At 73.3% G+C, this 13468-nt stretch carries 12 protein-coding genes, 1 tRNA gene and 1 pseudogene; 8 read left to right on the top strand and 6 right to left on the bottom strand.

Annotation, left to right across the window (positions count from 1 at the left end):
• Positions 1 to 53: 53 nt before the first annotated feature.
• Positions 54 to 935, top strand: coding sequence for a 5-deoxy-glucuronate isomerase (gene iolB, locus IE316_RS17370; protein WP_190205267.1), 882 nt, complete (start codon positions 54 to 56; stop codon positions 933 to 935).
• Entirely contained in the window at positions 932 to 2800 is a 1869-nt protein-coding gene (iolD, locus tag IE316_RS17365) for a 3D-(3,5/4)-trihydroxycyclohexane-1,2-dione acylhydrolase (decyclizing) (RefSeq protein ID WP_190205266.1), read from the top strand. The genes iolB and iolD overlap by 4 nt, the downstream gene beginning before the upstream one ends.
• A 22-nt stretch (positions 2801 to 2822) precedes the next feature.
• Here the strand turns inward: iolD and IE316_RS17360 are convergent, their stop codons facing one another.
• Positions 2823 to 3803, bottom strand: coding sequence for an aldo/keto reductase (locus tag IE316_RS17360; RefSeq protein WP_190205265.1), 981 nt, complete (start codon positions 3801 to 3803; stop codon positions 2823 to 2825).
• A 221-nt stretch (positions 3804 to 4024) separates the two neighbouring features.
• Between IE316_RS17360 and IE316_RS17355 the strand changes: the two genes are divergently transcribed.
• Positions 4025 to 4309, top strand: coding sequence for a DUF6355 family natural product biosynthesis protein (locus tag IE316_RS17355; protein ID WP_190205264.1), 285 nt, complete (start codon positions 4025 to 4027; stop codon positions 4307 to 4309).
• A gap of 51 nt (positions 4310 to 4360) precedes the next feature.
• Here the strand turns inward: IE316_RS17355 and IE316_RS17350 are convergent, their stop codons facing one another.
• Positions 4361 to 4771 carry a RidA family protein gene (locus IE316_RS17350; RefSeq protein ID WP_190205263.1) on the bottom strand — a complete coding sequence of 137 codons (411 nt, stop codon included), beginning with the start codon at positions 4769 to 4771 and terminating at the stop codon, positions 4361 to 4363.
• 165 nt (positions 4772 to 4936) lie between these two features.
• Here IE316_RS17350 and IE316_RS17345 point away from each other — a divergent pair, with 165 nt between their 5' ends.
• Together IE316_RS17345 and IE316_RS17340 are read left to right on the top strand one after the other, a co-directional pair.
• Positions 4937 to 5500, top strand: coding sequence for a TetR/AcrR family transcriptional regulator (locus IE316_RS17345; protein WP_190205262.1), 564 nt, complete (start codon positions 4937 to 4939; stop codon positions 5498 to 5500).
• Between the two features lie 221 nt (positions 5501 to 5721).
• Positions 5722 to 6090, top strand: coding sequence for a hypothetical protein (locus tag IE316_RS17340; protein ID WP_190205261.1), 369 nt, complete (start codon positions 5722 to 5724; stop codon positions 6088 to 6090).
• A 56-nt stretch (positions 6091 to 6146) separates the two neighbouring features.
• Here the strand turns inward: IE316_RS17340 and IE316_RS17335 are convergent.
• Positions 6147 to 6220, bottom strand: a tRNA-Pro gene (locus IE316_RS17335).
• Positions 6221 to 6318: 98 nt separating this feature from the next.
• Here IE316_RS17335 and IE316_RS17330 point away from each other — a divergent pair.
• The 3 genes from IE316_RS17330 to IE316_RS17320 are packed head-to-tail and all read left to right on the top strand — an operon-like array spanning position 6319 to position 9780.
• Positions 6319 to 6819, top strand: a complete 501-nt coding sequence (locus IE316_RS17330) for a DUF309 domain-containing protein (RefSeq protein WP_190205260.1) — start codon at positions 6319 to 6321, stop codon at positions 6817 to 6819.
• A gap of 49 nt (positions 6820 to 6868) precedes the next feature.
• Entirely contained in the window at positions 6869 to 7639 is a 771-nt protein-coding gene (gene cobF / locus IE316_RS17325) for a precorrin-6A synthase (deacetylating) (RefSeq protein ID WP_190205259.1), read from the top strand.
• A 59-nt stretch (positions 7640 to 7698) separates the two neighbouring features.
• Positions 7699 to 9780 (top strand): MDR family MFS transporter, encoded by a 2082-nt coding sequence (locus IE316_RS17320; protein WP_190205258.1) that lies wholly within the window; start codon positions 7699 to 7701, stop codon positions 9778 to 9780.
• A gap of 14 nt (positions 9781 to 9794) precedes the next feature.
• Here the strand turns inward: IE316_RS17320 and IE316_RS17315 are convergent, their stop codons facing one another.
• The 3 genes and pseudogenes from IE316_RS17315 to IE316_RS17305 form a co-directional block, all read right to left on the bottom strand.
• Positions 9795 to 10580 (bottom strand): sulfite exporter TauE/SafE family protein, encoded by a 786-nt coding sequence (locus IE316_RS17315; protein ID WP_190205257.1) that lies wholly within the window; start codon positions 10578 to 10580, stop codon positions 9795 to 9797.
• Positions 10581 to 10616: 36 nt separating this feature from the next.
• Positions 10617 to 12140, bottom strand: a pseudogene (locus tag IE316_RS17310) (long-chain-fatty-acid--CoA ligase).
• A 58-nt stretch (positions 12141 to 12198) separates the two neighbouring features.
• The gene (locus IE316_RS17305; RefSeq protein ID WP_190205256.1) at positions 12199 to 13386 is read right to left on the bottom strand and encodes a thiolase family protein; all 1188 of its coding nucleotides are present in this window, start codon (positions 13384 to 13386) and stop codon (positions 12199 to 12201) included.
• Between the last annotated feature and the right edge of the window lie 82 nt (positions 13387 to 13468).

The following is a 13468-nucleotide window of genomic DNA, read 5'->3' as shown; positions in this document are numbered from 1 at the left end:
GCCGACGGCCCGACGCCCCGGCGCTCCGACGGCCCGACGAGGAGGAGACCCCGATGACGCACCACCTTTCCGCGGGCACGGCACGCAGCGGCCCCTACTCCGTGCACGTCACCCCCGAGTCCGCGGGCTGGGGGTACTCCGCCCTGCGGGTGCTGCCGCTGCCGCCGGGCGGTTCGCACACCTTCGGCACCGGCGACAGCGAGTGGATCGTGCTGCCGCTCGCCGGGAGCTGCACGGTCACGGTCGACGGCACCGCCTTCCGGCTCACCGGCCGCCGCGATGTGTTCAGCGGCGTCAGCGACTTCGCGTACGCGCCGAGGGACGCCCGGGTCACCGTCGACTCCCCCGGCGGCGGCCGGTTCGCGCTCACCGGCGCCCGCTGCGACCGGCGACTGCCCGCCCGCTACGGCCCGGCCTCCGGGGTCCCGGTGGAGCTGCGCGGCACCGGCAACTGCTCCCGCCAGGTCAACAACTTCGCCGCGGCCGGCGTCTTCGAGTGCGCCAACCTCATCGCCGTGGAGGTGCTCACCCCGGACGGCAACTGGTCGTCCTTCCCGCCGCACAAGCACGACGAGCACCGGCCCGGCGAGGAGTCGGAGCTGGAGGAGATCTACTACTACGAGTTCACCGGCCACGACGGCACCCCCGGCCTCGGCTACCAGCGGGTCTCCCCCTCCGGGCGGGGCCGGGGCACGGACCTGCTGGCCGAGGTGCGCGACGGCGACGTCGTACTGATCCCCGACGGCTGGCACGGGCCGTCGATGGCCGTGCCCGGCCACCACATGTACTACCTCAACGTCATGGCCGGACCCGGCGAGGACCGGGCCTGGCTGATCCGCGACCACCCCGGCCACGCCTGGGTCCGCGACACCTGGCCGGACCGGCCGGCCGACCCCCGACTGCCCCTCTACACCGCTCCGGAGAGGTCCGCATGAGCGCCCGCACCCGCCGACTGACCACCGCCCAGGCCCTGGTGCGGTTCCTCGCCGCCCAGTACACCGAACGGGACGGCGTACGGCACCGGCTGATCACCGGCACCTGGGGGGTCTTCGGCCACGGCAACGTGGCCGGGATCGGCCAGGCCCTGGTCGAGTACGCCGATGTCATGCCGTTCCACCAGGGCCGCAACGAACAGGCCATGGTGCACGCCGCCGTCGGCCACGCCCGGCACCTCGACCGGCTCTCCGCGCAGGCGGTGACCACCTCGATCGGCCCCGGCGCCACCAACCTGGTCACCGGCGCCGCCCTCGCCACCATCAACCGGCTGCCCGTCCTGCTGCTGCCCGGCGACTACTTCGCCTCGCACGCCGCCGATCCGCTGCTCCAGCAACTGGAGCACCCCCTCGCGGGCGATGCGTCGGTCAACGACACGCTGCGGCCGGTCTCCCGGTACTTCGACCGGATCACCCGCCCCGAGGCACTGATCCCCGCCGCGCTCAACGCCATGCGGGTGCTCGCCGACCCGGCCGAGACCGGGGCCGTGACGCTCGCGCTGCCGCAGGACGTGCAGGCCGAGGCGGCCGACTGGCCGGAGGAGTTCTTCGCCGACCGGGTCTGGCGGGTCCGCCGCCCCGCCCCCGACCCGCTGGAACTGGCCGACGCCGCGCAGACGATCCGGTCCGCCGCCCGGCCGCTGATCGTCGCGGGCGGCGGCGTCCACCACAGCGCCGCCGAGGAGGCGCTGGAGGCCCTGGCCGACGCCACCGGCATCCCGGTCGCCGCCACCCAGGCCGGCAAGGGCTCGCTGCGCCACGACCACCCCGCCGACCTCGGCGCCGTCGGCCACACCGGCACCGCCGTCGCCGACGCCCTGGCCCGCACCGCCGACCTGGTGATCGGCGTCGGCACCCGCCACACCGACTTCACCACCGCCTCCGGCACCCTCTTCCAGCACCCCGCCGTCCGCTTCCTCAACCTCAACATCACCGGCTTCGACGCCCACAAGCTCGCCGCCCGCACCCTGGTCTGCGACGCCCGGACCGGCCTCGAACTGCTCACCGAGGCACTGTCCGGGTACCGCGTGGACCCGGCGTACGAGGCGGAGTACCGGGCCGGCAAGGAGCGCTGGGACCGGGTCGTCGAGGCCGCCTTCCACGGCGCCGACGACGCCGTGCCGACCCAGACACAGGTGCTCGGCGCGCTGGACGCGGTGGTCGGCGACACCGACGTGGTGCTCAACGCGGCCGGTTCCCTCCCCGGCGACCTGCACAAACTCTGGCGGGCCCGGTCCCCGCGCCAGTACCACCTGGAGTACGGCTACTCCTGCATGGGGTACGAGATCCCGGCCGCGATCGGCGTCCAGCTTGCCGCGCCCGGCACCCCGGTGTGGGCGCTGGTCGGCGACGGCACCTATCTGATGAACCCCACCGAGATCGTCACCGCCGTGCAGGAGCGGCTGCCCGTCAAGCTGGTCCTGGTGCAGAACCACGGGTACGCCTCCATCGGCGGCCTCTCCGAGTCGGTGGGCGCCGAGCGGTTCGGCACCGACTACCGCCACCGCGCCCCCGACGGCACCTTCACCGGCGACCCGCTCCCGGTGGACCTCGCGGCCAACGCGGCCAGCCTCGGCATGGACGTGCTGCGCGCCAAGACCCTGCGCGAGCTGCGCGCGGCCCTCGCGACCGCGCGGGCGGCGACCCGGCCGACGTGCGTGTACGTCGAGACCGACCCGGCGCCGACCGCGCCGCCCGCCGAGGCGTGGTGGGACGTGCCGGTCGCCGAGGTGTCCTCCCGGGCACCCGCGACGGCCGCCCGGGAGGAGTACGTCCGCGCGCTCGCCGACCGCCGCCGCCACCTGTGACGGACCTGGACCTGCCGGTCCGTCAGTGCGCCGCGTCGAGCCGGGCCCGCTGCTCGGCGGTCAGCTCCAGGTCGGCGGCGGCCAGGTTCTCCTCCAGTTGCGCCACCGAGGAGGCCCCCGCCAGCGGGACGATCCCGGCGCCGATCTGCCAGGCCAGGACCACCTGGTTGGGGGTGGCGCCGGTCTCCCTGGCCACCTCGCGGAGCACCGCCAGCCGGGCGGGCGTGCCGGGGTGGTCGTAGTCCGGCGGCAGCGGCTTGTCGTCGCGTACGTAGGCGCCGGTCAGCAGCGGCGAGTAGGCGACCAGCGTCAGACCGGGCTCGGCCCGCAGATAGCCGAGGAGTTCGGGCCCCGCGTGCCCGAGGCTGCCGTCGGGGAAGAGGTCGCTCGGCACGTCGAACCGGGGCCGCAGCAGGCTGTGCTGGTACTGGAGCACCTCGTACCCCGGGACCCCCGCCGCGGCGGCCAGCGCGCGGGCCCGCTCCACCCGCCACATCGCCTGGTTGCTGACGCCGAGCAGCCCGGCGGTGCCCTCGGCGACGAGCGCGCCGAACGCCTCGACGGTCTCGCGCTGCGGCACGGTGAAGTCGTCGATGTGCGCGTACAGCAGGTCCAGCCGCTCCACCCCGAGCCGGTCCCGGCTGCGCTCGGCGGACTCGCGGATCACCTTCGCCGACAGGCCCTCGGGGTTGTCGGTGTAGCTGGTGCCGGGGGCCAGGGGGCGGGCGCCGAGCTTGGTGGCGATGACGATCTCGTCACCGACGCCCCGGCTGCGCCGCCACCGCCCGAGCAGGGTCTCGCTCTGCCCGCCCTGACCGCCGTCGACCCAGAACGCGTAGTTGTCGGACGTGTCGATGAAGTTCCCGCCGGCCTCGACGTAGCGGTCGAGCACGGCGAAGGAGGTCTTCTCGTCCGTCACCGATCCGAACAGCATGGCTCCGAGGGCGAGCACGCTCACCTCGCGGCGGGTGGCCGGATCGCTGCCGATGGTGCGGTACTTCATGGGGGCTCCTCCCGTGCGCGCCCGGCTCCTCCGGGCACGAACGGGAGTCTTCAGCTTGCAGCGCGCTCGAAGTCAAGCGCCGGTGCGGGGCCTCCCCGCGCGCCCTCCCCGTCCGGGTGAACCGCGGACCGTCTGCGCCGGTGCGGGGGGCGGGGCTGGGACTCTCGGAAACGGCGCCCGTGCAGCGGCGCCGCATTCCCTGACCCGATCAAGGAGCCCGCGTGCGTATCCGACACCTGGTCACCGGCACCCTCTCCGCCTTCGCCCTCGCGCTCACCCCGCTGGGCACGGTGGCCGTCACCCCCGCGACCGCCGCCCCGTGCGGCTTCTACGAGACCAGCACCGACGCCTACTACAACCACTGCACCTCGGACGGCTCCCACGTCGTCATCAAGGTCCGCGTCGCCAGGGCGAAGGACCGCGAGCAGTGTGTCGGCCCCGGCCGGACCTGGCTGGGCAAGGCGGACAAGATCCAGGGCGCCCACTACGTCAACCGCACCTGCTGACCCCCGCGCCGGGCCCGGGTCTCCCCCGGGCCCGGCCCTCGGCCCCGTGCCTCAGCGGACGAGACCGATCGCCTCGATCTCGATCATCCACTCGGGGTCGGCGAGCGAGGAGACCTCGACGAACGACTCCGCGAGGTGCGGCTCGTCCGGGAAGTACTCCGCGCGCAACCGGGCGAAGACGTCCTGCCGCGTGATGTCGGTGACGAACACGGTGGCCTTGACGGTGTCGGCCAGGCTGGAGCCCGCGTTCTCCAGCACCGTGGCGAGGTTCGCCAGCGCCTGACGGGCCTGAGCCTCGAAGTCCCCCACGCCGACCGTGACCCCCCGGGCGTCGATCGGGGCCTGCCCCGAGGTGAAGACCAGGTTCCCGACCCGGACACCGAGCGATATACCGGCCGACTCGTACCAGTCGGGCTCCGCGGACACACGCACGCGTTCGACGGCTGACTGTGCAACGGACACGATGATGACTCTCCCTCGAGTTCACAGCTCCTGCGCCGAGTGCCGCGACCGCCACCCGACGTGATCACCTTCGACAGCCACGGCGGGACCTGATCCATTCCTGGCAGCCGGGGAATCACGTCGGCCGCCATTGACCCTCACCGTAGTGAGTGATTAAGTACTCACATGAAGACGCAGCAACGTCACCTGTCCACGGCCGAGGAGCGACGGGAGACGGTCCTGCGCACCGCCATCGGCGCCTTCGCGGCCCGGGGCTACTTCGGGACCACCACGACGGAGGTGGCGAAGGCCGCCGGCATCTCGCAGGCGTACGTCTACCGCCTCTTCCCGAACAAGGAAGCCCTGTTCGCCGCGGTCGTCGAGCACTGCTTCGTCCGCGTCCGCGCCGCCCTCGAAGGCGGTGCGGCGAAGGCCGAGAGCAGCTCACCCGAGGCCGTACTCGCCTCCATGGGCGACGCCTACGCCCGCCTGATCAGCGACAACGACCTGATGCTGGTCCAACTGCACGCCCAGGCCGCCGCGGTCTCCGAGCCGGCGATCAGGGAGACGGTCCGCGCGGGGTACGCCCGCACGGTCGAGTACGTGCGCAGCGCCTCCGGCGGCGACGACGAGCAGGTGCAGCGGTTCTTCGCCACCGGGATGCTCTGCCACCTGCTGGTCTCCATCGACGCCGAGTCGGTCTCGGCCCCCTGGACCCGCACCCTGACCGCGGGGATCACCCACTACTGACCGGGGCGGCCCCGGGACCCGGATACGAAACCCGGACAGCCGCTCAGGGAGACGGCATCGTCCGCGTCATGGCCGGTCACGGACGCTCTCTCCGGGATGAAGGTCGCCCTGGTCGGGCCGGTGCCCGGGGACTGGCCGGTTTGGGGCTGGTTCGGGTGACGCCGTGCGGCGAGGCTGGCCCGGCGTACAGCAGCGCGCACCCGACAGACCGGAGGAAAGCGATGAGACAGCCCCTACGCCGCGTGACGGCGGCGTGCGCGACGGCTCTGGCCGCGGCCGTCGTAGCCGTCGGCGCCCCGGCACAGGCCGCGCAGGCGTCGACCACCGCCCACTGCCCGACGTCGACATCCTTTGCCCTGCTGCCCTCCGGCAGCGGCTTCCTCTTCCCCAACCTGTTCGTCTCGAAGTCCGCATGCGGCTTCGTCGACGGCGGCGCCCCGTACTACTTCACGATCGACAAGGCGACGAGCAACGCATCGGTGCTCGGGAATCCGCCGCGCCCGTACGTCTTCTACAACCTGTCCCTGGTGTGCTCCACCGTGACCGTCAACGGCGACAGCGTGTACGCGACCGGGTGCGGACCGGCATGATCAAGGGCCGGTCTCGGATCTCTCCGAAACCGGCCCTGACCTGCGACTCTCACGAGTCGGGACGACAGGATTTGAACCTGCGACCCCTTGACCCCCAGTCAAGTGCGCTACCAAGCTGCGCCACGTCCCGATGCGTCGTCGCCCGGTGTTCCGTGCGGTGACGCGGACAGAACTTTACCGCACGCCCCGCCGTGCGGTGAAAACGCGTCGGCGCGGCACAATCGGGTCATGGACAGCTCACGCCAGGGCCGCGACCGCGACGACGAGGGGCGGGCCCGCAACGCCCGGCCGCGCGACGGGCTCGGGCGCCCCCTGCCGTACGGCGCGCAGGGCGTGCCCCGGCAGCCCGAGGGTGTGGTGCGCGCCCCCGAGGAGACCGTGGCCGAGGCGCAGAAGCTGCTGGACGAGGGCAAGCCGTTCCACGCGCACGAGGTGTTCGAGGACGCCTGGAAGTCGGGGCCGGCGGAGGAGCGGGAGCTGTGGCGGGGGCTGGCCCAGCTCGCGGTGGGGCTCACGCACGCGGCCCGGGGCAATACGACCGGCGGTGCCCGGCTGCTGCGGCGCGGGGCCGGGGCGGTGCGGGCCTGGGCGTCCGGCGCGGCGCGGCCCCGGCCGTACGGGATGAACCTCGCGTCGGTCGCCGGGTGGGCCCGGGAGCTGGCGGCCGACGTGGAGCGGCACGCGGCTCCCGTCGACGCGGCCGCGCGGGCGCCCCGGCTGCGGGGGTGAGGCGAGGCCCGGCGGCGGCGGTGCGCCGGGCGTACGGCAGACTCGGGGCGTGCGGACTATTCATGTCATCGGTATCGGTGCGGGCGACCCCGAGCAGCTCACCCTCCAGGCGGTCCGGGCGCTGCGGGACACCGACGTGTTCTTCGTGCTGGACAAGGGCGAGGCCAAGGCGGACCTGGTACGGCTGCGGCACGACATCCTCCGCACCCATGTCCCGGAGGGCACCTACCGGGTCGTCGAGGCCCGGGACCCGGAGCGGGACCGGGGCGCGAGCGGGGCGGCGTACTCCCCCGCCGTCGGCGACTGGCGCAGCGCCCGCGCCGGGATCTACCAGGAGCTGATCGCCGGGGAACTGGGCGAGGACGAGACCGGCGCGTTCCTGGTGTGGGGCGATCCGGCGCTGTACGACAGCACGCTGGGCATCCTGGAGGAGATCCTGGAGCGCGGCGCGGTGACGTTCGCGTACGACGTGGTGCCCGGCATCAGCAGTGTGTCCGCGCTGGTCGCCCGGCACCGCACGGGGCTGAACCGGGTGGCGCGGCCGGTGCAGATCACCACCGGGCGGCGGCTCGCGGAGGGGCTGCCCGAGGGGGTGGACGACGTGGTGGTGATGCTGGACGCCCACCAGACCTTCCGGCGCTACGCCGACCAGGACATCGACATCTACTGGGGCGCGTACATCGGCACCCCCGACGAGATCCTGGTCTCCGGCCCGATCGCCGAGGCCGCCCCCCGCATCGAGCAACTGCGCGCCGAGGCCCGGGAGCGCAAGGGCTGGATCATGGACACGTATCTGCTGCGCCGGGGCCCCGGGAAGTAGCCCACCCGGGCGGACCGCTCCCCCATGCGCGGGCCGGGCACCGGTGTGATCGTGGCCGTGTGACAGTCGCCGAGGAAACGCCGCGCAGTGCCCCCGCCCAGCCTCCCGTACTGGACCGCCGGCGCCGCAACGTCGTCTTCGTCACGATCATGCTCGGCATGCTGCTCGCGGCCCTGGACCAGACGATCGTCGGCACGGCCCTGCCGACGATCGTGTCGGACCTGGGCGGCGCCGAGCACATGTCGTGGGTGGTGACCTCGTATCTGCTGGCGGAGACCGTCGCGACGGTGCTGGTCGGCAAGTTCGGTGACGTGTTCGGCCGCAAGGTGGTCTTCCAGGTCTCCGCGATCGTCTTCATCGTCGGGTCGTTCCTGTGCGGCCTGGCCACCGACATGACGCTGCTGATCCTGTGGCGGGCGATGCAGGGGGTCGGCGCGGGCGGGCTGATGGTGACCGCGATGGCGCTGATCGCCGATGTGATCCCGCTGCGCGAGCGCGGCAAGTACCAGGGCGCGATCGGGGCCGTGTTCGGGGTGTCGACGGTGATCGGGCCGCTGCTGGGCGGGCTGTTCACCGACCATCTGTCGTGGCGCTGGGCGTTCTACGTGAACGTGCCGATCGCGGTCGTCGTCGTGATCGCCGCCGCCCGGACCATCCCGGTGGTGAGGTCGGCCGTCCGCCCGGTCATCGACTACCTGGGGATCGCGCTGGTCGCGATCGGCTCCAGCGCGCTGATCCTGGCGACGAGCTGGGGCGGCAACCAGTACGCCTGGGGCTCGGCGGTGATCATCGGCCTGTTCGCGGGCGGGCTGATCGCGCTCGCGCTGTTCTGCCTGGCGGAGACCCGGGCGGCCGAGCCGATGCTGCCGATGCGGCTGTTCGCCAACCCGGTGTTCACGGTCTGCTCGATCCTCAGCTTCATCGTCGGCTTCGCGATGCTCGGCGCGCTGACCTATCTGCCGACCTACCTCCAGTACGTGGACGGCGACTCGGCGACGGTCTCCGGGGTGCGGACGCTGCCGATGGTGACCGGGCTGCTGATCGCCTCGGTGTTCAGCGGCAGCATGGTGAGCCGGACCGGGCGCTACCGGCTGTTCCCGATCGCCGGCACGGTGGTGATGGGCGTCGGCCTGTACCTGATGTCCCTGATGGGGCCGTCGACGGGCGCGCTGCTGGAGTCGGTGTACATGTTCGTGCTGGGCGCCGGGATCGGCCTGTGCATGCAGGTGCTGACGATCGCCGTGCAGAACACCGTCGACTACGCCGACCTCGGCACCGCCACCTCGGGCGTCACCTTCTTCCGTACGCTGGGCAGCTCCTTCGGCACCGCCGTGTTCGGCACGATCTACGCCAACGCCCTCGCCCCCGACCTGCGGGACGGCATCGCCCGCGCGGCGGCCACGGGCACCGCCGACCCCTCGGTGATCCAGCGGGCGGCGACCAGCCCGGAGGGGCTGCACCGGTTGCCGGCGCGGGCGGCGGACCCGATCGTCGGGGCGTACGCGGACACCATCCAGACCGTTTTCCTGTGGACGGTGCCGGTCGCGGCGCTCGGCTTCCTCGTCGCCCTGTTCCTCAAGCAGGTGCGGCTGCGCGACAGCGCGCGGGCGGGCTCCACCGATATGGGCGAGGGCTTCGCGCAGCCGCACGACGCCGACTCGCGGCGGGTGCTGGAGGCGTCGATCGGGAAGATCATCGGGCGTACCCGGCTGGACACCGCGCGGCGGATCATCGCGGACAGCGACACCAGGCTGGACGTCGCGGGGGCGTGGGCGGTGATGCAGGTCGAGCTGTTCACGCGGCTGGTCGGGCACGCCAGCCTGGGGCTGATCGCGGCGCGCCGGCGGATGCCGCCGGAGGTGCTGCTGCCGGTGTTCGACCGGATGGTCGAGGAGGGGTATCTGACCCGGCACGGTTCGCTGCTGTCGCACACCGCGGCGGGGGCGCGGGAGGCGGCCGTGATCGCGGACGCCTGGACGGACTGGCTGGAGGACCGGGTGGAGCGGGACATCGGGCGGCCGTCGGACGCGGAGGTCCGGGTGGCGGTGGACGCGATCGCGAAGCGGCTGCTGGTGGAGGACCTGAGCAGCGGGCTGCCGGACCGGACGCGCCGGCCGGCCGGCGCCCACGCCGGGAGCTGACCGCGGGGTCCGCTTCAGCGCAGCAGCAGTTGCAGCCCGCCGACGACCGTCGCCGCGATCACCAGTCGCTCGAACAGCCGCTGGTTGATCCGGTTCACGGCCCACTTGCCGAACAGCGCACCCGGCGCCACGAACAGCACGAGAGCGGCGTCGAGCAGCAGCGACCGCGCGTCGATCAGCCCCAGGCCCACGCTGAACGGCAGCTTCGAGACGTTGACGATCAGGAAGAAGAACGCCGAGGTGCCCAGGAAGCCCAGCTTCCGGAAGCCCGCGGACAGCAGGTACATCGCCATCACCGGGCCGCCCGCGTTGGCCACCATCGTGGTGAACCCGCCGAGCACCCCGTACGAACGGGCCTTGATCCGCCCCGACCGGGAGGCGACACCCCCCGCGTCCGCCTCCGGTGACTCCCCCGCCTGTGCCGTGCGCCGGCGCCACACCGTCACCCCGGCCATCGCCAGCAGGATCACCCCGATGGAGACCCGGACCGCGCCGTCGTCGGCGAACATCAGGAACACCGTGCCGGTCACCACCCCGGCGCCGACCGCCGGGAACAGCCGCCACAGCGTCGGCCAGTGCGCGTGCCGCCGGTAGGTCAGCACCGCCAGCACGTCCCCGGCGATCAGCACCGGCAGCAGTACCCCGGTGGAGGCGCGGGCGGGCAGCACCGCCGCGAAGATCGCGAGGCTGACCGTGTTGGCCCCGCTCACGGCGGTCTTGGAGAAGCCGACGAGCAGGGCCGCGCAGGCCAGCGCCGCGAATCCCCAGGGGGTGACGTGCCACAGAGTCATCGTGTCCATGCGGACACCGATGCTATGCGGGCCCGGTGGACGTACCTAACCGGCGGTTACGGCGGGGGCGTACCGCGCCCGCAGTTCCCGCTTGAGGACCTTCAGGCTCGGGCCCAGCGGCAGCGCGTCGGTGAACTCCACGCGCCGCGGGTACTTGTGCCGGCCGAGGTTCTACTTGGACCACTCGGTGACGGCGGCGGCGTCCGGGACCGCGTCCGGGGCGGGCACGACCACCGCGCAGACCTCCTCGCCGTGCAGATCGTCGGGCAGGCCGATGACGGCGACCTGGGCGACGCCGGGGTGGCGCATCAGGACCTCCTCGACCTCGCGCGGATAGACGTTGTAGCCGCCGCGGATGATCACGTCCTTCTTGCGGTCGACGATGCGCAGGAAGCCCTCGTCGTCCTTGGTGCCCAGGTCCCCGGTGCGGAACCAGCCGTCGACCAGCGCCTCGGCGGTGGCCTCGGGGCGGCCCAGGTACCCGGAGAACACGTTGTGGCCCCGGACGACGACCTCGCCCAGTTCGCCGGGCGGCAGCAGCTCGATCCGTCCCTCCACCTCGGAGCGGGCGATCTCCACGTCGACGCCCCACAGGGGGTGGCCGATCGTGCCGGGTTTGGCGCCGAACACCGGCTGGTTGACCGACGCCGCCGGGGAGGTCTCGGACAGCCCGTACCCCTCGTAGATCTTCGCGCCGAACGCGGCCTCGAACCGCTCCAGCACCGCGACCGGCAGCGAGGCGCCGCCGGAGATGCAGATCCGCAGCTCGGGCAGGGCGCCGGCGTCGGCCGCCGCGGCGGCGAGGGCGACGAACATGGTGGGGACGCCGTGGAAGGTGTTGACCTTCTCCCGCACCATCAGCTCGATCGCCCGCGCCGCGTCGAAGCGGGGCAGCAGGACCAGGGTGGCGCCCGCGCGCCAGGTGGAGTTCATCGAGACGGTCTGGCCGAAGGCGTGGAACAGCGGCAGCGCGCCGAGCGCCACGTCGCCGGGCCGTACGTCGTTGGCGTCGAAGGCGTTGACGGTCGCGTTCATCACCAGATTGAAGTGGCTGAGCACCGCGCCCTTGGGGACGCCGGTGGTGCCGCTGGTGTAGAAGACGACGGCCGGGTCGTCGGCGTCGCGGGTGACGTACGTCGGCAGCGGCTCGGCGCCGGCGGCCAGCTCGGCGAACTCCTCGCCCAGCGTCACCACCCGCACCCCGGCGGCGCGGGCGGCGGCGGCCCCGGTCTCCGCCTGCGCGGGGTGGCAGAGCAGCAGGGTGGCGCCGCTGTCGGCGAGGACGTGCCCGACCTCCTCGGCCGACAGCAGCAGGTGCACCGGTACGACCACACCGCCGGCCGCGGCGATCGCGAAGTACGCCTGCGGGAACTCGGCGGTGTTGGGCGCCATCAGCGCGACCCGGTCCCCCGGCCGCACGCCCAGGCCGGCGAGGGCACCGGCGCGGGCCAGGGCCCGCTGCCACACCTCGGCGAAGGTCAGGCGCAGATCGCCCTCGACGAGCGCCTCCTTGTGGGGGCGGCGCCGGGCGTTCTCGGCGAGGACGGCTGCGACGGAAAGGGTTGCCATGGGGTGTTGCTCCGTTTCCTGACTGCGGCTCTGGGTGGGGAAGGGGCGCGTCGGCGGGTCAGTGCCGTTCGACCAGCACCGCGCTGCCCTGCCCCACGCCGACGCACATGGTGGCCAGCCCGCGGGCCGCTCCCGTGCGGCGCATGCGGTGGAGCAGGGTGGTGAGGATGCGGGCGCCCGAGCAGCCGAGCGGGTGGCCCAGCGCGATGGCGCCGCCGTAGGGGTTGACCAGCGCGGGGTCGATGCCAAGCTGGTCGACGCAGGCGAGGGTCTGGGCCGCGAACGCCTCGTTGAACTCGGCTTCCTCGATGTCGCCGACGCTCCAGCGGGCGCGGTCCAGCGCCTTGCGGGTGGCGGGGACCGGGCCGATGCCCATCACGTCGGGGTGGACGCCCGCGGAGGCACCGGCGACATAGCGGCCCAGGGACTCCAGACCCAGCTCGTCGAGGGCGTCCTCGCTGACCAGGACGAGACCGGCGGCGCCGTCGTTCATCGGGGAGGCGTTGCCCGCGGTGACGGTGCCGCCGGGGCGGAACACCGGCTTGAGGCGGGCCAGCTTCTCCAGGGAGGTGTCCTCGCGGACGCACTCGTCGGCGGTGACGGTGACGCCGTCGGGGCGCTCGACGGGGAGCAGCTCGTCGTCGAAGCGGCCGTCCTTGCGGGCCTCGGCGGCCAGGCGGTGGCTGCGCAGCGCGAACTCGTCCTGGCGTTCCCGCCCGATGCCGTACCGCTCGGCGACCTCCTCGGCGGTCTCTCCCATGGCGAGCAGTCCGTGCAGGTCCTTCATCGCCGGGTTGACCAGCCGCCAGCCGAGCCGGGTGTCGGCGGTCTCCATGCGGTGCGGCAGGGCCTCGTCGGGCCGGGGCAGCACGAAGGGGGCGCGGCTCATCGACTCCGAGCCGCCCGCCACGACGATGTCGGCCTCGCCGGCGGCGATGGCGCGGGCGGCGGTGGTGACGGCCTCCAGGCCCGAGGCGCACAGGCGGTTGACGGTGGCGCCGGGGACGGACTCGGGCAGGCCGGCGAGGAGGGCGGCCATGCGGGCGACGTTGCGGTTGTCCTCGCCGGCCTGGTTGGCGGCGCCCCAGTAGACGTCGTCGACGCGGGCCGGGTCCAGCGCGGGCAGGTCGGCGACCAGGGCCCGGACGACGGTGGCGGCGAGGTCGTCGGGCCGTACGCCGGACAGGGCGCCGCGGAGCTTGCCGATGGGGGTGCGGCGAGCGGCCGCGAAGTGTACGGGGCGCAACGGGGACTCCTGACCGTCGTCGCGCGGTCCGCGACGACCGTTAATTAGCACTGCTAGTTTTGGACTATAGACCGCCGGGCGG

Origin of the sequence: Streptomyces fumanus (genome assembly GCF_014655295.1) — a bacterium.
Taxonomy (GTDB): domain Bacteria; phylum Actinomycetota; class Actinomycetes; order Streptomycetales; family Streptomycetaceae; genus Streptomyces; species Streptomyces fumanus.
The sequence above is the reverse complement of the archived record's forward strand: the minus strand, read 5'-3'. Positions and strand labels throughout refer to the sequence as shown.